Genomic DNA, 23,445 nt, shown 5'->3' with positions numbered 1-23,445 from the left:
GTTCTGCCGTTTCGGATCCCGCCGGGCAGAACCTGGGTGTCGAACGCACCACGCTGCCCGGTGGTCTTCGTGTGGTCACCGAGTTCGTGCCGGGAGTTCGGTCGGCGTCGGTCGGTGTATGGGTGGGCGTGGGTTCGCGGGACGAGGGTCCGTCGGTGGCCGGTGCCGCTCATTTCCTGGAGCATCTGCTGTTCAAGTCGACGCCGACGCGGAGCGCGTTGCAGATCGCTCAGGTCATGGACGGGGTCGGCGGTGAACTGAACGCGTTCACCTCGAAGGAGAGCACGTGCTTCTACGCTCACGTCCTCGACGACGATCTCGGTTTGGCAATCGACCTCGTCAGTGATGTCGTCCTCCGCGGGCGTTGTCGTGCAAGTGATGTCGACGTCGAGCGTCAGGTCGTTCTCGAGGAGATCTCGATGCGCGACGACGATCCGGAGGATCTCCTCGGTGATCTGTTCATCGAGGCGATGTTCGGTGATCATCCGCTCGGCCGGCCCGTCATCGGGACCGTGGAATCCATCGAGGACATGACGCGCGCTCAGCTGCGTTCCTTCCACACGCGTCGGTACACACCGGAGCGGATGGTCGTGGCGGTGGCGGGCAACGTCGATCACCGCCAGGCGGTGGCGTTGGTCAAACGCGCATTCGCGGGTCATCTGCACAAGGGCGTCAAGCCTGCTCCCCGGCGCGACGGTCTGGCGAGACTTCGTCATCGTCCCGAACTTCGTTTCGAACGACGAGACAGCGAACAGGCTCACTTGTCGCTCGGGGTGCGCGCGTTCGGTAGGCACGAGGGACACCGGTGGGCGCTGTCCGTACTCAATGCGGCTGTGGGAGGCGGGCTCTCGTCGCGCCTGTTCCAGGAGATCCGTGAAGAGCGCGGGCTGGCCTATTCGGTCTACTCGTCGGTGGACACCTTCTCCGATTCCGGGGCCTTCTCGGTGTACGCCGGGTGTCAGCCCGAGAACCTCGCCGAGGTGACGACGGTGGTGCGTGAGGTTCTCGCGCAGGTCGCCTCCGACGGCATCACCGAGGAGGAGTGCGCGCGAGCGAAGGGCTCGTTGCGCGGCGGACTCGTCCTCGGGCTGGAGGATTCGGGGTCACGGATGAACCGGATAGGCCGCAGCGAGCTCAATTACGGCAATCATCGGGACATCTCGGAGACCCTGGCCCGGATCGATCAGGTGACCGTGAGCGAGGTGCGCGACGTGGCTCGGGTCCTGTTGTCGCGGCCTTTCGGTGCTGCGGTGGTCGGCCCGTACACGAGCGTCCGTCAGCTGCCCGCGTCGGTGAAATCCATAGCCGGCTGATTCTCGTCGGCTCGGATGGCGTCGCTTCGGCGTGCGTCGACGATCGACTCGACCGCTGCATTCACCAGAGCGGTCGAGTCGACCTCGGTGACCACCGACAGTGCGGTCGTCGAGCTCAGCGCAGCGATTCCGTGGACCGCCGTCCAAACCTGTACTGCTCGGACGTGAGCGTCGGTGCCTGCCAACGGTTCGACGAGGTCGGTGACGAACGCGAACAGCGGCAACGACGTTCCGCGAAGATGCATTCCCGAGTTCGCGAGAACGTCGTGACGGAACACGAGTGCGAACATGGCGGGTCGTTCGACGGCGTAGCGCACATAGGCGAGGGCCGCGGCCTTCAATCGCGGCGCGGGGTCGGTGTTGGCGCCTACTTCGAGTTCGATTCTCCGGCGGAGGTCGTGCAGGCCCCGCTGCGCTACGGCTGCGTGCAGAGCTGCGAGGGTCGGGAAGTAGCGCCGTGGTGCGCCGTGCGACAGTCCCGCGGCCCGTGCGACGGATCGGACCGTCACCCCTGAAATTCCTTCGGTCTCCAACAGCGTCTCCGCCGCGTCGATCAAACGCGCGGCGGGCGTTTCGTGCCCGTCCATAGTAGACAGTGTCTACTATGGACGGAGACGATGTCCACGACTCGTTGTTTTCGGCAGACTCGAGGGAGTGCACCGCTCATGTGGTACTGGATGTTCAAATACGTTCTGATCGGCCCTGTTCTGCGATTGCTGGGGAGACCACGCATCGAGGGCATGGAGCATCTGCCGCAGTCCGGCCCCGTCATTCTTGCGGGTAACCACCTGACGGTGGTCGACTCGTTTTTCCTGGTGTTGGTCGTCAGGCGCAGAATCCGTTTCATCGCCAAGAGCGAGTACTTCTCGGGATCGGGCCTCAAGGGTCGGGTGCTGTGCTGGTTCTACACGAGTGCAGGTCAGGTCCCCGTCGACCGCTCCGGTGCAGGGGCGGGCGATCCAGCCCTGGCTGCAGCACGAAAAATACTTGCCGACAACGGAATATGGGCCATCTACCCCGAAGGGACGAGGTCTCCGGACGGCAGGCTGTACAAGGGGAAGACAGGAATGGCGAGAGTTGCGCTGGAATCCGGGGCGCCCGTCGTTCCCGTGGTCATGTTCGGTACCGAGAAATTCAATCCGGTCGGCAGCAAGATGTGGCGACCGGCGAAGATCGTCGTGAAGTTCGGCGCGCCCATCGACTTCGCTCGATACCGAGAGCACGCGGGCAACCACGCCGTCGTGCGGTCCGCGACGGACGAGGTGATGTACTCGCTGATGGAGCTCTCGGGCCAGGAGTACGTCGACACCTACGCGGCGAAGGTCAAGGCCGCCTGACTCCGAAGAGCAACTTCCACGGTACGGCTGCGGATTCGAGCTGCACGGCGAGGCTCATCTTGGATTCGCCGTCGTTGCGTTCCTCGAAGCGAATGGGGACCTCGGCGATTTTCAAGCCGCGTCGGACGGTGCGGTGGTTCATCTCCACCTGGAACGCATAGCCGTTGCTCTCGACCGACTTCACGTCGATCGCCCGCAGCGTCGCAGCGTGCCAGGCTTTGAAGCCCGCGGTCGCGTCCTTGACCTTCAACCGAAGAATCGCGTTGACGTAGAAGTTGGCCCATGCAGACAGTGCCTTCCGATGCCAGGGCCAATCGCTGGCCACGGCGCCGCCCGGGACGTAGCGCGAACCCAGTACAACGGCTGCGTCCGTCGTCGTGAGCGTGCGCACCATCGTGGGGATGACGTCGGCGGGGTGGGACAGGTCCGCGTCCATCTGGACGACGATGTCCGCACCGTCGTCGAGTGCGCGGCTCATGCCGGCCACGTACGCCCGGCCGAGCCCGTTCTTCTCGGTGCGGTGCAGAACCGTCACCGGCAAAGGCCCTGTCTCGGCGAGTTCGTCGGCGAGCTTGCCCGTGCCGTCGGGGGAGTTGTCGTCGACCACGAGCACATGAAGGTTCTCGAGTTCCAGACCGGCGAGAAGCTCGACGAGCTTCGGGAGGTTCTCGCGTTCGTTGTACGTGGGTACGACAACGGTCGTCTTCGGGGCGACGTTCGGAATGCTCACGCTCGTATGATCCGTGATCGGGTATCAAAGACCAAATAACGGACAGCCTCGTGTCCGCACGTCGTCGACGTTTTCGCAGTTCCGGGGCTCGGGCGGGACAGTGAAATGTTGCGCCGGTCACACAGCGTCGTCGTGCGATGCCGCGTCGACGAACATTCCTGACGTCAGTACGGGCACGGATCGCGAGGAGCCGACTTCCGCAGCGATCGTGACGTCGATCTCGTACCCCGAGTCGATCAGTTCGCGTCCTGACGCCGATTCGGCCAGAGCGTGGGGGAGCCGACCGGACACGGCCTTCCACGCGTCGCGGGCCATCTCTGCCTCCGGCGACAGACTGCAGTCCGGGCGCCTGTCGGCCAGTTCCGCGAGGAGCAATCCAGCTCCCCACAGGTCCTCGACGCTCGGTCGCAGGGCACCGTTCGGCCAGTGTTCTCCGGCGGCGATCACCGCAACGACGGCGTCGGTATCGGTGGTCGCGGCGATCCACTGCGCCGCAGCCGGTGCGTTGCGAAGCGAGACCCCGGTACACACCGGTACTTCCGAAGCCAGCTGCGCGGATATCGTCGACCCGTTCGGCGACGGCAGCACGAGCCGGTGTGGCGGCGTCCCCGATCGGAGCGTGGCCGGGGACAAGCTGATGTCGCCCTGGCCCGCATCGCGCCGCCGTACCGCCATGACGGCACCGGTGCGGCGGGCGTACTCGGCGGCCGAATCCTGCCCGACGGCCCAGGGCACCACCGCGGTACCGGCATCGGCGGCGACGGTCAACGTGGTGGTGAACGACAGAACGTCGACGACGACGGCAACGTCCGCGCCGGAAGCGATTGCCGATGCGCCCGAGGTGCCCCAGTCGAACCGAACCGTCCACGCGAACTGTCGATGCGCGCGGTCCGGTTCGGTCACGGAGTCGACACCTCCGAGGACGCAGGAGTGTCGTACGGCGACGGACCTTCCGGTGGTCCGAGGAGATGGCGAACGAGAAGAGTGGCTCCGAGAGCGAGAAGTGCGACGACGACGATGACAGCCACGACAGCCGCCAATCTCCGTGGGCCTCCGAAGAGATCGTTGGAACTCATTCGCTCATGATGCCATCAGGAACCGGTCCTGATGTCACCGTCGTAGACGTCGATCTCCACCGAGTTGCCGCCGTGGCTCTTGGCTCGGTACATCGCGGTGTCGGCGCTGTCGAGCAACTCGTCGAGTAGTTCGGGGACGGCCTGGATCGCGATCTCCCGATAGTGGATGCCGATGCTCGTGGTGGTCACGCCTGCGGAATTGCAGGCCGGAATCGCATTGCGCAGCGCTTCGGCCGCCCGGGACATCTCCGACAGCGGTCCGGCGGAGACCACGACGAATTCCTCACCGCCGGTGCGAGCGGTCACGGCCGGTAGAGGAAAATTCGCGTTGATGGCCTGGGCTGTCTTGCGCAGAACATCGTCGCCGAAGCTGTGACCGAATCCGTCGTTGACCGCCTTGAAGTTGTCCAGATCTGCGACGAGGACCGCGACGCCCGCTGCTCCGTCGGCCATCACACCGACAGCCGAGTCGAGTCCGCGACGGTTCCGCAGGCCGGTCAACGGGTCGAAGTGTGCGACGGCGGCATCCCTCTTGAGAAACGTCAGGTACGCCTGAGTGAGGATAGGGGACGACACCAGAACCATGACGAGAACGATGAGATACGCCGTCATCTGCGCGAAATCGGCGTCGGAGTAGGAGATCGCCAGGGCGTACAGACCGGCGCAGGTGCACAATGCCCACACCTGGTGTGCGACGAAAACAGTCGTGTCGTGGTACGCGGAGACGTACTGGCCCATGACGCCGAACAATGCTGCACACAGCAATGCGACCGGTCTGTCGTCGATGCTGAACAAAACGCTGGCGACGCCGATCTCGGCGAACGCAACGAAGAGCAAGGAGTGCCGGTAGGTCGGCCAGGGTCCGCGTATCCACAGGCAGCCGACGACTGCCGAACTGGCCCCGAACGTTCCGATCACGGCGATGTCCACATGGTCGGAGACGATCGGCGTGGCGATCGCGAGCAGACAGATCAGCCCGTAGAACCAACAGCACAATCCGATTGCGACGCGACTCTGGCGGAGGATCGGGTGGCTCTGCGAGTAGGCGACGTTCCACACGTAGTCGGTCCGTTGCGACCACCACTCGTGCAGCGAACTCATTCCAAGGACCTCTACATCCCGTACATGACCGACCCGCAGATAGTTGACAGTTTATCTAATCAGACGAGGATACTGATCGGTTGGAAACGGCGATCGAACACGATCATCGTGCGTGGATCCGGGCGATCAATCCGTGATGATCCGACCCGACGATCGCCACTCGTTCCAGTGTGGTGGCGTGTGCGCCACGGGTCAGGACGTGGTCGATCCCGACGACAGGTGGATACGACTTGTCGGTGGGGTACGTCGGTATCAAGCCGCTACCCGTGGTGTCCGCTGCGTCCTCGTACCCGGCGTCGAGGATGTGCCTGAACTTGCTGTGAGATCTGGTGGAATTGAAGTCGCCGCTGACGATCACGGTGGACATCGACGTTGCCGTCGACACCTCGGATCGCAGCATGTCCATCTCCGATGCCCACAGTGGGGTCGGCGACGGGTAGGGCGGTACCGGATGGACCGAGTAGACACGGACGGGGTCGTCGGTACCGACGTCCAGATCGACCGCCAGGTTGGACAGAGTGAACACCGGGAGCTCGCGCTCTCCGGAGATCGGGAATCGACTGAAGATGCCGGTACCTCCGCCGCCGCCCGGTGTCGGCCTGGTGTAGCGGTACGGCAGCAGCTCGGCGATTCCGGCGGCGTCGAGCGCGCTCTCTGCGTCGAACGTCAGTTCTTGTGCGGTGAAGACGTCGATGTCGTGTGACCGGACGAGGTCCAGCACGTTGCCCGCATCGGCCAGCCCGAGCATCAGGTTGGCTTGCAGAACGTCGATGTCCTGCCCCTGGCCGGATGTGTCGGCCTCCGCTCGGTCGCTTGCGATGTACACCGGTGCGAGCAGCGCCGACGCCGTCACCGCCACGGCGGTCGATGCCGTTGCCAGGATCCAGCGTCGGGACACCGCGGCAGCGGCGATACCGAGCAAGGAGAACGCCATGAGGATCGGCGCGAACGACGCCAGCCCCACTACGTACCTGTTCTGCGTGTCGGTGAAGTAGGCGACGACGCCCGTCGCACCGATCAGTACGCAGCAGGCGGCAACGATGGCCGCGGCCACTCGCCAACCTCGAGGACGACGCGTGGGCGGCGCGGAATTCGCCATTTCATGTTGCACATTCGCAGCGTAGCTGCAGGCAAAAGTCGATACTGTCGGCCCAGGTCGGATCGATTCAGTGAGTAGTTTCCTCGAAGGAGGAACTTGTGATCCAGTTCTCAGCAGGCTAGAAATATGTAAAGACATACGTACAAGGAATCGGATGCGGTCGCAGGAACACTCCTTCGGACGCACACAAGATTGGATCGAGATGACCCGTAGTGACGGATCGACCGGTGCAGTTCTCCCACCGGACACAGCAGGAACACACAGTCATCGGCTAGGCATCATCGCGGTGATCGCGACCTTCGGCGGATTGCTCTTCGGATACGACACCGGAGTGATCAACGGAGCGCTTGAGCCCCTGAAGGAGGACCTCGGTCTCAGCACGTTCACCGAGGGCTTCGTCGTCAGCATTCTGATCTTCGGTGCCGCCATCGGCGCTCTCGTCGGAGGCCGACTCTCGGACAAGTTCGGACGTCGCCACAACATCCTCCTCCTCGCGATCGTGTTCATGGTGGGAACGCTCGGCTGTGTGCTCGCCCCCACGTGGGAGGTTCTCGCGCTGTTCCGCTTCATCCTCGGCTTGGCCGTGGGTGGTGCGTCGGCCACGGTGCCGGTCTACCTCTCCGAGATCTCGCCCGCCGAACGGCGCGGCAGCGTCGTGACCCGCAACGAAGTCATGATCGTCAGCGGACAGTTCGCAGCCTTCATCATCAACGCGATCATCTTCAACGTCTGGGGCGAACACGACTCGGTATGGCGCTTCATGCTCCTCGTCGCCGTTGCACCCGCGATCGTTCTCTTCGTCGGAATGCTCCGTATGCCCGAGAGTCCGCGCTGGCTCGTGCTGCAGGGTCGCGACGACGAGGCACTCGAGGTCCTGAAGCAGGTGCGCTCTCCCGAACGCGCCGAAGCCGAAATGGCTGAGGTCCACCGGCTCGCGGAGGAAGAGAAGCTGTCCAAGACCGGCGGTGCAACCGACCTTTCCGTCCGCTGGATTCGTCGTCTGATCTACATCGGCGTCGGGCTCGGTGTCTTCCAGCAGTTCACCGGCATCAACTCGGTGATGTACTACGGTACCCAGCTGCTCGGTGACGCCGGATTCTCCGCCAACGCGGCCATCGTCGCGAACATCCTGAACGGACTGTTCAGCGTTCTCGGTATCTCCGTCGGCCTGTACCTGATGAACAAGGTGGATCGTCGCAAGATGCTGCTCGGTGGTTTCGCTCTGACCACCACGTTCCATCTCTTGGTCGGACTCTCTGCACTGCTGCTTCCCGACGGCACGGTCAAGGCGTACTTCATCCTGGTCTTCGTCGTGCTGTTCGTCTTCTGCATGCAGGGCACCATCGGACCTCTGGTCTGGCTCATGCTGGCGGAGATCTTCCCGCTGAAGATCCGCAGCTTCGCGATCGGTGTCTGTGTCTTCGCGCTGTGGATCGCGAATGCCGCTGTGGCGCTCCTGTTCCCGCCTGTCGTCGATGCCCTCGGGATCGCACCGACGTTCTTCATCTTCGTGGTACTCGGCCTCCTGGCGCTGGTGTTCATCTACACGCAGGTCCCCGAGACACGCGGTCAGTCGCTGGAAGAACTGGAAGACCGGTTCCGCAAGGAATACTCCTAGAGGTTCGCTACACCGAGAGAGGTAATTTCATGTCAGTTCTGGTTGCAGTGACCGACAGCCCCGAGGGCATCCATTCGCTGTCCGCCGCGGCGGACGAGGCGGCGCTTCTCGGCACCGATCTGATCGCGGTCAACCTGACGCTGGGAAAGCTCGACCTCTCCGTGCTTCCGGAAGACTGCAAGGTCACCGTCGTCGAACGTGAGGGGCGTGAGGACCGCGACCCTGTCGCCGCCGTTCTCGACGAGTTGGAAGTGTTCCCCGACGTCACGCGTCTGGTGATCGGAATAAGGAAGCGCAGCCGGGTCGGAAAGGCCCTGCTCGGCAGTGTCAGTCAGCGTCTGCTGCTGACCTCGCCGGTCTCGGTCCTGGCGGTCAAGGCGCCGTAGGACTCACCAGACCGCCGCGCCCGCGGCGAGATCCAGCAGCGGTTGTGGAAACACACCGAAAACGACAGTCGTGACGACGCCGAAGCCGATGGCCACGGCTGTTGCGACACCCGGAGTGACGACGGTGGGACTCCCACCGTCGTCACTGTCGTTCGTGGGGGCCACGGGCTCGGCGAAGAACATGAGAACGATGACGCGGACGTAGAAGATCGCGGCGATGGCACTACTGAGCACCCCGACGACGACGAGGGCGGTCGCGCCGCTGCCGGCCGCAGCCTGGAAAACTGCGAACTTACCGACGAATCCAGCCGTCAGCGGGATCCCCGCGAACGACAACAGCAGCAACGCGAAGACGGCGGCGATCGCGGGGGAGCGACGACCGATGCCGGCCCATCGCGCCAGTTCGGTCACCTCGCCGTTGCCGTCGCGCACGACGGTGACGACGGCGAATGCCGAGACTGTGCTGAACCCGTAGACGAACAGATAGAACATCGTCGCGGACAACCCGTCGGCGTCCAGAGCGACGACGCCCGTGAGAATGAAGCCGGTGTGGGTGATCGACGAGTACGCGAGCATCCGTTTGATGTCGGTCTGAGTGACCGCGAGCAGAGCGCCCACCAGCATCGTGACGATCGCGACGGCCCACAGCGCCGGTCGCCAGTCGTCGCGCAGGTCCGGCAGTGCGATGTAGAACAGGCGGAGCATGGCACCGAACGCGGCGATCTTCGTCGCGGCGGCCATGAAGGCGGTGATCGGAGTCGGTGCACCCTGATACACGTCGGGAATCCACGAATGAAACGGAATCGCACCGACTTTGAACAGTAAGCCGACACCGACGAGTGCAGTACCGAGCACGGCCAGCACGTCGTTGCCGTCGCCGAGAGCAATGGCAGCACCGATGGGGCCGAGCTCGAGCGAGCCTGCGTACCCGTACAGCATCGCGGTACCGAACAGGAAGAACGCCGACGAGAACGCGCCGAGCAAGAAGTACTTCATCGCGGCTTCCTGCGACAGGAGCCTGCGCCGACGGGCCAACCCGCACATCAGGTACAGCGGTAGCGAGAACACCTCGAGGGCAACGAACATCGTGAGCAGATCGTTCGACGCGGGAAACAGCAGAAGGCCGCCGATCGCGAACATCGTCAGCGGGAACACCTCCGTCTGCGCCGCGCCTGCCTGGCCTGCCTGGCGTTCGGACAGACTTCCGGGAACGGTGGAGGCCTGCGGGGCGAAGGAGTCCACCCGGGTGCGTTCGAGTGAGCGTTCCCCGACCATGAGCAACGAGGGCACGGCTACGAGCAGGAGGGTGCCCTGGAGGAACAGTGAGGGTCCGTCGACCACGACCGAGCCCATCACGGCCCGGGTGCCGGGTGAGCTGGAGCCGGACACGGCCAGGACGACGACCGCTACCAGCGACCCCGTCGTCGCAGTCAGGGCGAGGGTCGTCTGGATGCGGCGACGGGCGGCACTCGGTGCGAACGCCTCGACGAGTACGCCGAGAACAGCTGCGGCGAAGACGATCAGCATCGGTGACAGAACGCTGTACTCGATGCTCGGCGCGGTCAGGACGGAGTCGTTCATCGGGGTCCCTCCGGCACGTCGGCCACGTTGTCGATGCCTTGCACGGTGGTCACTGTCGACTGCACAGCAGGAGAAACGATGTCCAGCAGGGGCTTCGGGTACACGCCCAGTACGACGAGCAGCACGATGAGCGGGCCCATCACGGCGAGTTCACGCGGTACGAGATCCTTCATTCCGTCGTTCTCGGCGCGGCGTGGTCCCGTCATGACCCGTTGGTACAGCCACAGGATGTAGATCGCGGACAGCACGAGCGCGATCGATGCCACGACGGCAGCGACGTGATACTTCGCGAACGTGCCGATCAGTACCAGGAATTCGCTGACGAACGGTGCGAGCCCCGGTAGCGACAGAGTGGCCAGACCGGCGACGAGGAAGGTGCCGGCCAGCACCGGTGCGACCTTCTGGACGCCACCGTAGTGCGAGATGACGCGGGTGCCGCGACGCGAGACCAGGAAACCGGCAACGAGAAACAGTGCTGCCGTGGAGATTCCGTGATTGACCATGTACAACGCGGAACCGGCCTGGCCTTGGCTGGTCATGGCGAAGATTCCCAGAATGATGAAGCCGAAGTGCGAGATCGACGTGTACGCGATCAAACGCATCACGTCGGTCTGCGCGATCGCCAGTACGGCGCCGTAGACGATGCCCACGACCGCGAGAGTGACGATGACCGGCGCGAAGTACGACGACGACTCGGGGAAGAGTTGCAAACAATACCGAAGCATCGCGAACGTGCCCACCTTGTCCACGACGGCCATCATCAGAACGGCTGTGGCAGGGGTGGATTCGACGGCGGCATCGGGTAGCCACGAGTGGAACGGCCACAGGGGTGCCTTGACGGCGAAAGCGAACATGAACCCGAGGAACAACGCGTTCAGAACTCCGGGGGTGACGCCGAGGTCGCCGAGAGCAACGGTGTCGGCGATCTCACGGAACGAGAAGGTTCCCGCCACGACGTACAGTCCGATGACCGCAGCCAGCATCACCAGACCGCCGACGAGGTTGTACAACAGGAATTTCACGGCCGCGGCGGCGCGTCCCGGTCCGCCGAATCCTCCGATGAGGAAGTACATCGGGATCAACATGGCCTCGAAGAAGACGTAGAACAGCAACACGTCGAGGGCACAGAAGGACATCAGGACCATCGACTCGACGATCAGAATCGATGCGACATAGACGTGCGTGGACTGCCCGACGCGCGGGTCGTTCCATCCGGCTACCAGCAGGATCGGAAGCAGGACCGTGGTCAGCAGGACGAGCACCAGAGCGATGCCGTCGATTCCCAGCTCGTATCGAGCTCCGAACGACTCGATCCACCAGTGGGATTCGACGAACTGGAATTCGTCACCGGACGGATCGAAGCCGACGAACAACACCACTGCGACCGCCAGAGTCAGCAGCGAGGTCGCGAGCGCGCACACCTTCGCGAGCTGTGGCCTCGTACGAGGCAAAATCAGGGTCAGGACAGCACCTGCCACCGGAAGCAGCCACAACACGGTCAGCCACGGAAGAGTAGTCACCACACCATCACCGCCACCATCATCGCGAGGACTACCGCCGTACCGGCCAGCATCGTCAGAGCGTACGAGCGCACGTACCCGGTCTGCGTGCCACGAATGCGAGCGGACAGCGACGTCAGCCCGCCCGCAAGAGTGCGGGTTCCGCCCTCGACGGCGACGTCGTCGAAACGCTGCGCGGCCTCGGCCAGCTTCAGACCCGGTCGCATCAGGAACGCTTCGTTGACGGCGTCTCCGTACAGGTCGACTCGTGCGGCAGCCGTCAGCGCGGTGACGGGTGTCGGCGCGATCGGCGGTACGGGAGTTCTCGCGTAGCGGCGATACGCGAGCCCGACGCCGACGGCCACGACCGTCAGTGCCATCACGGTCACCAGCCACGCGGGTACGACGTGCGCTTCCTGGGCCTCGCCGACGACCGGTTCCAGCCAGTGCGTCAGCGCGCCACCGACGGTGAACAGGGCCCCAGCCGCAACCGAACCCACCGCCAGAACGATCATCGGCACGGTCATGGTCGACGGCGACTCGTGTGGGTGCGCGCCGGGCTCCCAGCGCTTCTGGCCGAAGAAGGTCATCACCATGACTCGGGTCATGTAGAACGCGGTCAGGCCTGCACCGAGGAGCGTGACGATTCCGAGCACGGCGCCCTGTACTCCACCGGCACCGAACGCGACTTCGATGATCTTGTCCTTGGCGAAGAAACCCGAGAACGGGGGAACACCGATGATCGCGAGGTAACCCAGACCGAAGGTGACGAACGTGACGGGCATGACGGTTCTCAAGCCGCCGAACTTGCGCATGTTCACTTCGTCGTTCATGCCGTGCATCACCGAACCGGCACCGAGAAAGAGTCCGGCCTTGAAGAATCCGTGGGCGAGAAGCAGCATGATCGCGAATGCGTAGCCGGACGGACCGAGGCCGGCAGCGAGAACCATGTAGCCGATCTGGCTCATCGTCGATGCGGCCAGCGCTTTCTTGATGTCGTCCTTCGCGCAACCGATGACGGCCCCGAACAGCAGTGTCACGGCACCGACGACGATCACCGCGGTCTGCGCGGCGGGGGCTGCTTCGAAGACGGGTCCGGATCGGACGATCAGATACACCCCGGCGGTCACCATCGTCGCCGCGTGGATCAACGCCGACACCGGCGTCGGGCCTTCCATGGCGTCACCGAGCCACGACTGCAGCGGCACCTGGGCCGACTTTCCACACGCTGCGAGGAGCAGAACGAAGCCCAGTGCGGTGAGTGTTCCGCTGGACGCAGTCTCAGTACCGGAGAAGACGTCCGTGAACGAGACGCTTCCGAAGTTCGCGAACATGATCATCAACGCGACCATCAGTCCGATGTCTCCGACACGGTTGACGACGAAGGCCTTCTTCGCCGCCGTCGCCGCCGACGGTTTGTACTGCCAGAACCCGATCAGCAGGTAGGACGCCAGACCCACACCTTCCCAGCCGACGTACAGTCCGAGGAAATTGTCGGCTGTCACCAGGAGGAGCATCGCGGCGAGGAAGAGGTTCAGGTACGCGAAGAACCGTCGCCGGTCCGGGTCCTCCGCCATGTACCCGATGGAATAGACGTGAATGAGCGTGCCGACACCGGTGATCAGAAGTACGAAGCACATGGACAGTTGATCCAGGCGAAAGCCGAAGTCCACCTGCAACTGTTCGACGGGAACCCAGCTGAACAGCGTGGTGGTCACGGCCCTGTCGTCTGCAGCCCGGCCCAGCATGTCGACGAAGAGGACCACGGCGAATCCGAAGGACACCGCGGCCATGACGGTTCCGAGCGCGTGTCCCCATCGATCGGTTCGCCGGCCTCCGACGAGCAGCACGACAGCGCCGAGCAGCGGCAGCGCCGGCAACAGCCAGATGGCGTCCATGTCAGTTCTTCAGCAGGTTGGCGTCGTCGACCGAGGCCGAGCGGCGGGCACGGAAGATGGTCATGATGATCGCGAGGCCGACGACCACCTCGGCTGCAGCCACCACCATGGTGAAGAACGCGAAGACCTGGCCTTCGAGATTGCCGTGCATCCGGGCGAACGTCACGAATGCGAGGTTGGCGGCGTTGAGCATGAGCTCGATGCACATGAACACGACGATCGCGTTGCGGCGCAACAGAACACCCGCCGCACCGATCGTGAAGAGGAGGACCGACAGATACAGGTAGTTCTCGGGATTCACATCTCACCGTCCCGGTGACCGCGGTGCATCGGGTTGACGGACAGCTCCGACGGTGACCCGTCGGGCAGACGCGCGGGCCAGTCGACGGCGTTGTGCCGGGCATACACTCCGGGACTCGGCATCGGCGTGACGTGAGTGCCGTCGCGGAAGCGCTGCTCGGACAGCTCGCGCTGACCTTGCCGCTCGGTGAACCGCTCACGGTGGGCGAGGATCATCGCGCCGACCGTGGCGATGATCAGCAGCGCACCGGTGAGTTCGAACGCCCAGAGGTAGCGAACGAAGATGAGCTCGGCGAGGCCTTCGACGTTGCCGCCCGCATTGGCGGCGTCGAGTCCGACGAAGTCCGGTCGCCCGCTCTCCACCGATGCGTTGCCGATCGCACCGATGACGACGAGCCCGAAGCCGATGCCTGCGGCGATCGCGGCAGGCCGTTGACCTTTCAGCGTTTCGGTCAACGAGTCCGCCGAGTCCACCCCGACGAGCATCAACACGAACAGGAACAGCATCATCACCGCGCCGGTGTAGACGACGACTTGTACGACGCCGAGGAACACCGCGCCCTGCGCGATGTAGAACACGGACAGGATGATCATCGTGACCGCGAGGAACAGAGCCGAGTACACGGCTTTGGTGGCGCAGACCATCGCGATCGCACCCAGTACCGCCAATCCGCCCAGCAGCCAGAACTGGACGGCCTCGGCGGTTCCGGTGCTCATCGGATCGTCCCCCGGTAGTAGTCGGCCGCAGTCGTGTTCTCGGCCATGGGATGTGGCGCGGGTTCCATGCCCGGCTCCATCGGCGCGAGGAGGCGGTCCTTCTCGTAGATGAGGTCGGCGCGGTTGTCGTCGGCCAACTCGTACTCGTTGGTCATGGTCAGCGCGCGCGTCGGGCAGGCTTCGATGCACAGCCCGCATCCGATGCAGCGGAGATAGTTGATCTGATAGACCTGCCCGTATCTCTCACCGGGGGACCAGCGCTCCTCGTCGGTGTTGTCCGCGCCCTCGACGTAGATCGCATCCGCCGGGCACGCCCAAGCACACAGCTCGCACCCGATGCACTTCTCGAGGCCATCGGGGTAACGATTGAGCTGGTGCCTGCCGTGGTAACGCTGAGCGGTCGGCACCTTGTCCTCGGGATAGAACTCCGTCACCGGCTTCTTGAACATCGTCGAGAACGTGACACCGAAACCTGCCACCGGACCGAGAAATTCAGGCATCGCTGCGCTCCTTCACTGGTGTCGGCAGTGTCTGTCCCGGCATCGGCGGGACGGGGAAACCGCCGGCGAACGGATCGAACGGTTCGTCGTGCGTGGACGGTGGGGACGGCTCGTCCGGCTCGCGGTGCAACCGGCGCCGGACGAAGACCGCTACCGACAGAGCCACGACGGCGCTGACGACGACCAGCGCGACAGCCAGTGATCCGTATCCTTCGATGCGGAACGCGCGGACGGTGGCCACGAGCATTATCCAGATCAACGAGATCGGGATCAGAACCTTCCAGCCGAGATTCATGAACTGGTCGTAGCGCAGTCGCGGCAACGTGCTTCGCAGCCAGATGAAGACGAACAGGAAGAGCCACACCTTCAGCGTGAACCACAGAACCGGCCACCACCCGGCATTCGCGCCGTCCCACAGGCTGATCGGGAACGGTGCATGCCATCCGCCGAGGAACAGTGTTGTCGCGAGTGCGGACACCGTGACCATGTTGACGTACTCGGCGAGCATGAACATCGCGAAGTTCAGGGAGGAGTACTCGGTGTGGAATCCGCCGACCAACTCACCCTCGGCCTCGGGAAGGTCGAAGGGAGCGCGGTTGGTTTCACCCACCATGGACGTCAGATAGATCGCGAACGACGGGAACAGCAGAAAGATGTACCACGTGTTCGACTGTGCGGCAACGATTCCGGATGTCGACATGGTGCCCGCGTACAGGAAAACCGCGGTGAAGGACAAGCCCATCGCGATCTCGTACGAGATGACCTGCGCGGTGGATCTCAACCCTCCGAGCAAAGGGTACGTCGAACCCGACGCCCACCCGGCGAGCACGATTCCGTACACACCGACGGATGTGACGGCAAGGATGTACAGGACTCCGACCGGAAAGTCCGTCAGCTGCAGGGCAGTCCGGTGGCCGAGGATCGACACTTCGGGTCCGAAGGGAATCACGGCGAAGGCCATGAACGCGGGCACCGTCGCGATCACCGGAGCCAGAAGGTAGATCGGTTTGTCGACGCCCTTGGGGACGATCCCTTCCTTCAGCGCCAGCTTCACGCCGTCGGCGAGGCTCTGGAGCATTCCGCCCGGCCCTACTCGGTTCGGTCCGACGCGGTTCTGCATACGCGCCATGACCTTCCGTTCGACGAGAATGCAGACGAGCGGTGTCAGGATCAGGAAGACGAAGATCGCCAGCGACTTCGCGACCACGAGCCACCACGGGTCCGTCCCGAACGTCCCGCTCACGACGACGCGCCTTCGACACGGACGACGGCGCCGTTGCCTACTCCGAGTGCCGAGTTGACCTCGGACCCGGTCGAGCGCATCGGCAGCCACACCACCCGATCGGGTAGGTCGGTGATCGCCAGCGGGAGGGTGATCGATCCCCCGCCCGACGACACCGTCACCGGATCACCTTCGGAGACGCCTATCTCTGCCGCCGTGCCGGGGGACAGCCGCACCACCGGGGTGCGCGCGGTACCGGCGAGATGCGGTTCACCGTCCTGCATGCGGCCGGCATCCAGCAGCATTCTCCAGGTGGCGAGAACGGCTTCGCCGACGCTCGGTGTCGGGGCCGGAGATGGATCGTGGCTCGGCGCTGGGGGAGGCGCGCCCGTCCAGGATCCCAGCCTGTCGATCTCGCTGCGCGTGCTCTGGACGTCGGGAAGGCCGATGGGCGCGTTCATCTGGGCGGCGAGTGCATGGAGTACCCGGCCGTCGGTCAGCGACCGCGAATCGGGAATCGCTGCCTCGAAGGAACGCGAGCGGCCTTCCCAGTCCAGATAGGTCCCTGCCTTCTCGGTCACCGGAGCGACCGGGAACACCACGTCCGCATGTTCGGTGACGCTGCTGTGGCGGATCTCGAGGCTGACCACGAACGATGCGCTGTTCAGCGCCGCTGCTGCGGCGGCGGGATCGGGCAGGTCCGCGAGCTCGACGCCGCCGACCACGAGTGCGCCGCCCGACCTCGCCGAGCCGAGGATTCCCGTCGTGTCCAGCCCGTCGGAGTCGGGCACTGCAGTCGTGCCCCAGAACTCGGCGAGGTCCGTTCGCGCGCCTGCGTCGCCGACAGGTCGCCCACCGGGAAGAAGGGTCGGCAGCGCTCCCATGTCGAGCGCACCACGATCGCCTGCCCGTCGAGGAATCCAGGCCAGGGCAGCACCGGTTTCCTGCGATGCGGCGACGACCGCCGTGTAGCCGCCAGCAGTGTCCGCCACTCGTTCGCCGACCAGAATCACACTGCCCTCGGGCAGATCTCCGAGGTCGGCGAGCGCCGCGGGCTCCTGGCCGGGCACACAGGAAATCAACGACGCGCCCAGCTTGCACGTCCCGGCCGACAGGAACGGCGCGACGGCCGCCACCTTCTGACCCTTCGTGCGGACGGCTTTGCGCAGTCTGAGGAAGACGATGGGCGATTCTTCCTCGGGCTCGAATCCGACCAGGACCACTGCGGGAGCGTTCTCGAGTCGCGCGTAGGTGACGTTCGTGTCGGCGCCGGCGACATGCGAGGCGAGGAACTCGGCCTCCTCGATGCTGTGTGCACGAGCACGGAAATCGATGTCGTTCGTGCGCAACGTGACCCGAGTGAACTTCGAATACGCGTAGGCATCCTCCACGGTTGCGCGGCCGCCGACGAGCACGCCCACTCGATCGGCCTTGCTCAGTCCCGCGGCCGCGACTGCCATGGCCTCGGACCACGACGCGGGTTCCAGAGATCCGTCTGCCGTGCGCACGAGCGGAGTGGTCAACCTGTCGGGCTCGGTGGCGTACGTGAACGCCCACCGTCCCTTGTCGCAGTTCCATTCCTCGTTGACGGTCGGGTCGTCTCCCGCCAGGCGGCGCAACACTTTTCCGCGGCGATGATCGGTACGTTGCGCGCACCCGCTGGCGCAGTGCTCGCAGGCGCTCGGAGTCGACACCAGGTCGTAGGGCCGAGCGCGGAATCGGTACGCCGCTCCGGTCAGTGCCCCGACCGGACAGACCTGCACGGTGTTGCCGGAGAAATAGGACTCGAACGGCTCGTTCTCGTAGATGCCGACCTGCTGCAGCGCCCCTCGCTCGACGAGCTCGATGAACGGGTCGCCCGCGATCTGCGAGGAGAATCGAGTGCACCGCGCGCAGAGCACGCACCGCTCGCGGTCCAGCAGCACCTCGGTGGACAGCGGAATCGGTTTCGGATACGTGCGCTTCTCCTCGACGAACCGTGACTCGGACCGGCCTGCCGACATCGCCTGGTTCTGCAGGGGGCACTCGCCGCCCTTGTCGCACACCGGGCAGTCGAGCGGATGATTGATGAGCAACAGCTCCATCACGCCCTTCTGCGCCTTCGCAGCAACCGGCGAGCTCAGCTGAGTGCGAACGATCATGCCGTCGGTCACCATGGTGGTGCACGACGCCAACGGTTTGCGCTGGCCCTCCACCTCGACGAGACATTGGCGGCAGGCCCCCACCGGATCGAGGAGCGGGTGGTCGCAGAACCTGGGAATCTGAATGCCGATCAGCTCCGCGGCACGTATCACCAGGGTGCCGGGAAGGACCTGGATTTCCTGGCCGTCGATGCTGACGGTGACGGTGTCCACCGAGGTACTCATGACGAAAGCCCTCCCGCTGTCAGTTCGGCGGACATCAGCGTGCTGCGGTGCGGATCGAACGGACAGGATGCGCCGATGTGCTGCACGTACTCGTCTCTGAAATGCTTCAGCGACGACGTGATCGGGCTGACTGCGCCGTCGCCGAGGGCACAGAAGGACTTGCCGAGAATGCTGTCCGCGATGTCGAGCAACGTGTCGAGATCCGATTCCGTTCCGCGGCCGGTTTCGAGCCTCTCGTAGATCTGCACGAGCCAGTACGTTCCTTCGCGGCACGGCGTGCATTTGCCGCAGGATTCGTGGGCGTAGAACTCCGTCCATCTCCGTACCGCACGTACGACGCACGTCGTTTCGTCGAATATCTGCAATGCCTTGGTGCCCAGCATGGATCCGGCTGCACCGACGCCCTCGTAGTCCAACGGAACGTCGAGATGCTCGGAAGTGAAGATCGGCGTCGACGACCCGCCTGGCGTCCAGAACTTCAGCGAATGACCCTCGCGCACACCGCCCGCGTAGTCCAGAAGCTCCCGCAGTGTGATGCCGAGCGGAGCCTCGTACTGTCCGGGAGTCGTCACGTGCCCCGACAACGAGTACAGCGTGAAACCCGGGGACTTCTCGCTGCCCATGGACCGGAACCAGTCGACACCGTTGCGCAGAATCGACGGGACGCTCGCGATGGACTCGACGTTGTTGACCACCGTCGGGCACGCGTACAGACCTGCCACCGCAGGAAACGGCGGCCGTAGTCGAGGTTGCCCACGTCGACCCTCCAGCGAGTCCAGCTGAGCCGTCTCCTCGCCGCAGATGTACGCGCCCGCGCCCGCGTGCACCACGACGTCCAGATCGAATCCGCTGCCGAGGATGTCCTTGCCGAGATACCCGGAGGCATAGGCCTCCTCGACTGCAGCCTGAACACGTCGAAGCACGGGGACGACCTCGCCTCGCAGATAGATGTAGGCGCGGTGCGCCCGAATTGCGTACGCCGCGATCACGATTCCCTCGATCAGGACTTGCGGCGTCGCCAGAAGCAACGGCATGTCCTTGCACGTGCCGGGCTCGGACTCGTCGGCGTTGACCACGAGATAGTGCGGCTTGCCGTCACCCTGCGGGATGAAGCTCCACTTCATCCCCGTCGGGAATCCGGCTCCTCCACGGCCCCGAAGTCCCGCGTCCTTGACCGTGGCGATCACGTCGGCCGCGGGCATCTCGAGTGCACGGCGGAGGCCGTCGTAGCCACCGTGGCGTCCGTAGGTTTCGAGGGTCCATGATTCGGGGTCGTCCCAGTAACTGCTCAGGACAGGGGTCAGCGCCACGTCACGGTCCTTTCTCGGGGGGAACCGATTCCGTCGGTGCAGGTGCGGGCTTGTCCTTGGTGGTCTCGGCGGCGTTGGCCTGCTCGGAGCCCAACGGGGCGGCTCCACTGTCTCGCACTTCGTCCGCAGTCGGCGCGTTCATTCCGTGCTCGCGAGCGAACCGCAGACCTGCCAGCGTCGGCGCGCCCGCACGTCCACCCGCGTGCACGGCGCCGAGCCGCTGGTCGGGGAAACCGGCGAGAATTCGCTCCGTCTCCTGGAACGTGCACAACGATGCACCACGGGTGGGAACCACCTCGTTGCCGGAGCGGAGCGAATCGATCAGTGCACGAGCGGATTCCGGTGTCTGATTGTCGAAGAACTCCCAGTTGACCATGACGACCGGCGCGTAGTCGCACGCCGCATTGCATTCGATGTGCGTGAGCGTCACGGCCGGATCGGCGGGGTCGACGTGTTCGCGCAGAGCGTCCATGATCGCGTCTCCGCCCATCACGGCACACAGAGTGTTGGTGCAGACGCCGACGAGGTAGTCGCCCGTCGGCTCGCGCCGATACATGGAGTAGAAACTCGACACGGCTGTGACTTCGGCACCCGTCAACCCGAGGTGCTCGGCGCAGAATTCGATTCCGGTGGGGGAAACATACCCGTCCTGGGACTGCACGAGGTGGAGCAACGGCAGCAGCGCCGACCGTGCCATCGCCGGGTTCGGCGCGTCCGGAGGCGAGTACCTCGCGATGATCGCCCTGGCGTCCTCGTCGAGGCGGACCCGGACATCGTCCGGGTACGGGGCCGGGCGGGTTCGGAGTCGAAGGTGGACCTTCTCGCTCATCGGTCGACACCGCCCATCACCGGATCGATGCTGGCGACGGCGGCGATGACGTCCGCAACCATCCCGCCCTCGCACGTCGCTGCCACGGCTTGGAGGTTGGTGAACGACGGATCCCGGTAGTGCACCCGGAACGGCCGAGTTCCGCCGTCGCTCACCATGTGCACGCCGAGCTCGCCGCGCGGCGACTCGACGGCAACGTAGACCTGCCCGGCCGGAACGCGGAACCCCTCGGTCACCAGCTTGAAATGGTGAATCAGCGATTCCATCGACGTGTTCATGATGTCCCGGACGTGGTCCGCGGAATTTCCCATTCCGTCGGACCCCACGGAGAGGTCGGCCGGCCACGCGATCTTCTTGTCGTCGATCATGATCGGTCCCGGCCGGAGCCGATCGAGGCACTGTTCCACGATCTTCAACGACTCACGCATCTCCGCGACCCGAATGATGTAGCGGCCGTACGCGTCGCACCCGGTATCGGTGCACACATCGAACTCGTAGTTCTCGTAACCGCAGTACGGCTGCGACACGCGTAGGTCGTGGGGCAGCCCGGTGGACCTGAGCATCGGTCCCGTGATCCCGAGCGCCATGCATCCGGTGAGGTCGAGATAACCGATACCCTTGGTTCGAGCCTTCCAGATCCTGTTGTCGTCCAACATGTTCGACATGTCGGTCAATCCGGACGGCAGTGTCTTCAGCAGATCGCGTATCTTCTGGATCGCTCCCTCGGGCAAATCCTGCGCCAGACCACCGGGCCTGATGTACGCGTGGTTCATTCTGAGGCCGGTGACGGTTTCGAACACGTCGAGGATCTGTTCTCGTTCGCGGAATCCGAACAGCATCGCAGTCACGGCGCCGAGTTCCATCCCGCCCGTCGCCAGCGCGACGAGGTGCGACGAGATCCTGTTGAGTTCCATCAGCAGAACGCGAATCACGGTCGCGCGCTCGGGAATCTCGTCGGTGATGTCGAGGAGTTTCTCGACACCCAGACAATATGCAGCCTCATTGAAGAAAGGGGACAGATAATCCATGCGCGTGACGAACGTGACGCCCTGGGTCCAGTTTCGGAACTCGAGGTTCTTCTCGATCCCGGTGTGCAGATAGCCGATCCCGCATCTGGCCTCGGTCACGGTCTCGGCTTCGATCTCCAGAATCAGACGCAGTACACCGTGCGTCGACGGGTGCTGCGGACCCATGTTGACGACGATCCGCTCCTCCGACGACGTCGACGTGTCGGCGGCTGCCGCCACGATGTCGTCCCAGTCCTGCCCGGACACGGTGAAGGATTTCTCCGGAGGGGCCGACGTGTCGTGGCCTGCTGTGTCCGTCATCAGTTGTACTCCCGCCGTCGATCGGGTGGGGGAATGCTCGCGCCCTTGTACTCGACGGGAATCCCACCCAATGGATAGTCCTTGCGCTGGGGATGACCCACCCAGTCGTCGGGCATCTGAATGCGTGTCAGCGACGGGTGTCCGTCGAACTCGATGCCGAAGAAGTCGAACGTTTCGCGTTCGTGCCAGTCGTTCGTCGGGTAGATACCGACGAGGCTCGGGATGTGCGGATCCGATTCCGGCACCGACACTTCCAGACGAACACGACGGTTGTGGGTGATGGAGAGCAGGGGATAGCACGCGTGAAGTTCCCGGCCGGTGTTCTGTGGATAGTGAACGCCGTTGACGCCCAAGCACATCTCGAACCGTAGCTCGGGACCGTTTCGAAGCGTGCTCGCCACTGCGCGCAGGTGCTCGCGCCGGACGTGCAGGGTCAATTCACCGCGGAAGACGACGACGGATTCGACGGCGGCGTCGAACTCGACACCGAAGTCGTCTCGGAGTGCGGAGGCGAGTTCGTCTGCGACCGAGTCGAAGAATCCTCCGTACGGCCGCTCGGTGCTGCCCTGAACCAGCGGCGGTATCACGAGCCGCCCGTACCCTGAGGTGTCGCCCGTCCCGCGGACGCCGAACATCCCGCGCTTGTCCACCGTCATCGAAGCAGTCCCTTCAGCTCGATCGTCGGCCTGGAGTTCAATGCGGCTTCCTCGGCGGCACGCGCTACCGTCTCTCGGTCGACGCCCAGCGGCATCTCCTGAATTTTCTCGTGCAGTTTCAGGATCGCGTCGAGCAGCATCTCCGGCCGCGGCGGACAGCCCGGCAGATAGATGTCGACCGGAACGACATGATCGACGCCCTGGACTATGGCGTAGTTGTTGAACATCCCGCCCGAGGATGCACACACGCCCATTGCCAGAACCCATTTCGGCTCGGCCATCTGGTCGTAGATCTGCCGAAGAACCGGTGCCATCTTCTGGCTGACCCGTCCGGCGACGATCATCAGGTCGGCCTGCCGAGGGGATGCGCGGAACGCCTCCATGCCGAAACGTGCGATGTCGAACCGCCCCGAACTGGTGGCCATCATCTCGATCGCGCAGCACGCGAGTCCGAACGTCGCGGGCCACAGCGAGCCTTTGCGAACGTAGCCGGCGAGCCCCTCCACCGTGCTCAGCAGAAAGCCGCTCGGGAGCTTCTCTTCGAGACCCATGTCGGACCCTTCTTGTTGTTCGGCGCGC

23 protein-coding genes are annotated in these 23,445 nt (G+C 64.4%); 4 read left to right on the top strand and 19 right to left on the bottom strand.

Features of this window, described 5'->3' with window-relative positions:
• The first annotated feature begins 32 nt into the window (after positions 1-32).
• The gene (locus tag CH289_RS24175) at positions 33-1,313 is read left to right on the top strand and encodes a M16 family metallopeptidase (protein WP_230594250.1); all 1,281 of its coding nucleotides are present in this window, start codon (positions 33-35) and stop codon (positions 1,311-1,313) included.
• On the opposite strand, the gene CH289_RS24170 is transcribed toward CH289_RS24175, so the two are convergent.
• Complete coding sequence (locus CH289_RS24170) at positions 1,277-1,900, bottom strand: TetR/AcrR family transcriptional regulator (protein ID WP_094724971.1); 624 nt, start codon at positions 1,898-1,900, stop codon at positions 1,277-1,279. The two genes, CH289_RS24175 and CH289_RS24170, sit on opposite strands and share 37 nt — an antisense overlap.
• A gap of 78 nt (positions 1,901-1,978) precedes the next feature.
• Here CH289_RS24170 and CH289_RS24165 point away from each other — a divergent pair, with 78 nt between their 5' ends.
• A complete protein-coding gene (locus CH289_RS24165) occupies positions 1,979-2,650 on the top strand; it encodes a lysophospholipid acyltransferase family protein (RefSeq protein WP_094724970.1) in 672 nt (223 codons plus the stop codon).
• On the opposite strand, the gene CH289_RS24160 is transcribed toward CH289_RS24165, so the two are convergent.
• The 5 genes from CH289_RS24160 to CH289_RS24145 form a co-directional block, all read right to left on the bottom strand.
• Positions 2,637-3,374: a polyprenol monophosphomannose synthase gene (locus tag CH289_RS24160; protein ID WP_026347621.1), complete on the bottom strand. Its 738-nt coding sequence runs from the start codon at positions 3,372-3,374 to the stop codon at positions 2,637-2,639. The two genes, CH289_RS24165 and CH289_RS24160, sit on opposite strands and share 14 nt — an antisense overlap.
• Before the next feature lie 123 nt (positions 3,375-3,497).
• Positions 3,498-4,283 carry a 2-phosphosulfolactate phosphatase gene (locus CH289_RS24155; RefSeq protein WP_094728767.1) on the bottom strand — a complete coding sequence of 262 codons (786 nt, stop codon included), beginning with the start codon at positions 4,281-4,283 and terminating at the stop codon, positions 3,498-3,500.
• Positions 4,280-4,456: a hypothetical protein gene (locus CH289_RS28390; protein ID WP_019664168.1), complete on the bottom strand. Its 177-nt coding sequence runs from the start codon at positions 4,454-4,456 to the stop codon at positions 4,280-4,282. The genes CH289_RS24155 and CH289_RS28390 overlap by 4 nt, the downstream gene beginning before the upstream one ends.
• A gap of 15 nt (positions 4,457-4,471) precedes the next feature.
• A complete protein-coding gene (locus tag CH289_RS24150) occupies positions 4,472-5,557 on the bottom strand; it encodes a GGDEF domain-containing protein (protein ID WP_019664167.1) in 1,086 nt (361 codons plus the stop codon).
• Between the two features lie 103 nt (positions 5,558-5,660).
• Complete coding sequence (locus CH289_RS24145) at positions 5,661-6,611, bottom strand: endonuclease/exonuclease/phosphatase family protein (protein ID WP_019664166.1); 951 nt, start codon at positions 6,609-6,611, stop codon at positions 5,661-5,663.
• 199 nt (positions 6,612-6,810) lie between these two features.
• On the opposite strand from CH289_RS24145, the gene CH289_RS24140 reads away from it, so the two are divergent.
• Positions 6,811-8,274, top strand: coding sequence for a sugar porter family MFS transporter (locus tag CH289_RS24140; protein ID WP_020110246.1), 1,464 nt, complete (start codon positions 6,811-6,813; stop codon positions 8,272-8,274).
• A gap of 29 nt (positions 8,275-8,303) precedes the next feature.
• Positions 8,304-8,660: a universal stress protein gene (locus CH289_RS24135; RefSeq protein ID WP_019664164.1), complete on the top strand. Its 357-nt coding sequence runs from the start codon at positions 8,304-8,306 to the stop codon at positions 8,658-8,660.
• Between the two features lie 3 nt (positions 8,661-8,663).
• Here the strand turns inward: CH289_RS24135 and nuoN are convergent, their stop codons facing one another.
• The 13 genes from nuoN to CH289_RS24070 are packed head-to-tail and all read right to left on the bottom strand — an operon-like array spanning position 8,664 to position 23,417.
• Entirely contained in the window at positions 8,664-10,241 is a 1,578-nt protein-coding gene (gene nuoN, locus CH289_RS24130; protein WP_037181427.1) for an NADH-quinone oxidoreductase subunit NuoN, read from the bottom strand.
• Positions 10,238-11,764 carry an NADH-quinone oxidoreductase subunit M gene (locus tag CH289_RS24125; RefSeq protein WP_094728765.1) on the bottom strand — a complete coding sequence of 509 codons (1,527 nt, stop codon included), beginning with the start codon at positions 11,762-11,764 and terminating at the stop codon, positions 10,238-10,240. Before CH289_RS24125 ends, nuoN begins: the two co-directional genes overlap by 4 nt.
• The gene (gene nuoL, locus CH289_RS24120; RefSeq protein WP_037181424.1) at positions 11,758-13,638 is read right to left on the bottom strand and encodes an NADH-quinone oxidoreductase subunit L; all 1,881 of its coding nucleotides are present in this window, start codon (positions 13,636-13,638) and stop codon (positions 11,758-11,760) included. Before nuoL ends, CH289_RS24125 begins: the two co-directional genes overlap by 7 nt.
• 1 nt (position 13,639) lies before the next feature.
• Positions 13,640-13,939 carry an NADH-quinone oxidoreductase subunit NuoK gene (gene nuoK / locus CH289_RS24115; RefSeq protein WP_020110242.1) on the bottom strand — a complete coding sequence of 100 codons (300 nt, stop codon included), beginning with the start codon at positions 13,937-13,939 and terminating at the stop codon, positions 13,640-13,642.
• On the bottom strand, positions 13,936-14,655 hold the full coding sequence (locus CH289_RS24110; RefSeq protein ID WP_094728763.1) for an NADH-quinone oxidoreductase subunit J: 720 nt from the start codon (positions 14,653-14,655) through the stop codon (positions 13,936-13,938). Before CH289_RS24110 ends, nuoK begins: the two co-directional genes overlap by 4 nt.
• Positions 14,652-15,155: an NADH-quinone oxidoreductase subunit NuoI gene (gene nuoI, locus CH289_RS24105; protein WP_019664158.1), complete on the bottom strand. Its 504-nt coding sequence runs from the start codon at positions 15,153-15,155 to the stop codon at positions 14,652-14,654. The genes CH289_RS24110 and nuoI overlap by 4 nt, the downstream gene beginning before the upstream one ends.
• Positions 15,148-16,398: an NADH-quinone oxidoreductase subunit NuoH gene (gene nuoH, locus CH289_RS24100; RefSeq protein WP_019664157.1), complete on the bottom strand. Its 1,251-nt coding sequence runs from the start codon at positions 16,396-16,398 to the stop codon at positions 15,148-15,150. The genes nuoI and nuoH overlap by 8 nt, the downstream gene beginning before the upstream one ends.
• On the bottom strand, positions 16,395-18,743 hold the full coding sequence (locus tag CH289_RS24095; RefSeq protein WP_094728761.1) for an NADH-quinone oxidoreductase subunit G: 2,349 nt from the start codon (positions 18,741-18,743) through the stop codon (positions 16,395-16,397). The genes nuoH and CH289_RS24095 overlap by 4 nt, the downstream gene beginning before the upstream one ends.
• Entirely contained in the window at positions 18,740-20,053 is a 1,314-nt protein-coding gene (gene nuoF, locus CH289_RS24090; protein WP_094728759.1) for an NADH-quinone oxidoreductase subunit NuoF, read from the bottom strand. The genes CH289_RS24095 and nuoF overlap by 4 nt, the downstream gene beginning before the upstream one ends.
• A 1-nt stretch (position 20,054) precedes the next feature.
• Positions 20,055-20,882 carry an NADH-quinone oxidoreductase subunit NuoE gene (gene nuoE / locus CH289_RS24085; protein WP_094728757.1) on the bottom strand — a complete coding sequence of 276 codons (828 nt, stop codon included), beginning with the start codon at positions 20,880-20,882 and terminating at the stop codon, positions 20,055-20,057.
• Positions 20,879-22,210 (bottom strand): NADH dehydrogenase (quinone) subunit D, encoded by a 1,332-nt coding sequence (nuoD, locus tag CH289_RS24080; RefSeq protein WP_094728755.1) that lies wholly within the window; start codon positions 22,208-22,210, stop codon positions 20,879-20,881. The genes nuoE and nuoD overlap by 4 nt, the downstream gene beginning before the upstream one ends.
• The gene (locus CH289_RS24075) at positions 22,210-22,866 is read right to left on the bottom strand and encodes an NADH-quinone oxidoreductase subunit C (RefSeq protein WP_019664152.1); all 657 of its coding nucleotides are present in this window, start codon (positions 22,864-22,866) and stop codon (positions 22,210-22,212) included. The genes nuoD and CH289_RS24075 overlap by 1 nt, the downstream gene beginning before the upstream one ends.
• Entirely contained in the window at positions 22,863-23,417 is a 555-nt protein-coding gene (locus tag CH289_RS24070) for a NuoB/complex I 20 kDa subunit family protein (protein WP_019664151.1), read from the bottom strand. Before CH289_RS24070 ends, CH289_RS24075 begins: the two co-directional genes overlap by 4 nt.
• Between the last annotated feature and the right edge of the window lie 28 nt (positions 23,418-23,445).

It is taken from the genome of Rhodococcus sp. RS1C4, from assembly GCF_002258225.1.
In the GTDB taxonomy this organism is placed as follows: domain Bacteria; phylum Actinomycetota; class Actinomycetes; order Mycobacteriales; family Mycobacteriaceae; genus Rhodococcoides; species Rhodococcoides fascians_E.
The sequence above is the reverse complement of the archived record's forward strand: the minus strand, read 5'-3'. Positions and strand labels throughout refer to the sequence as shown.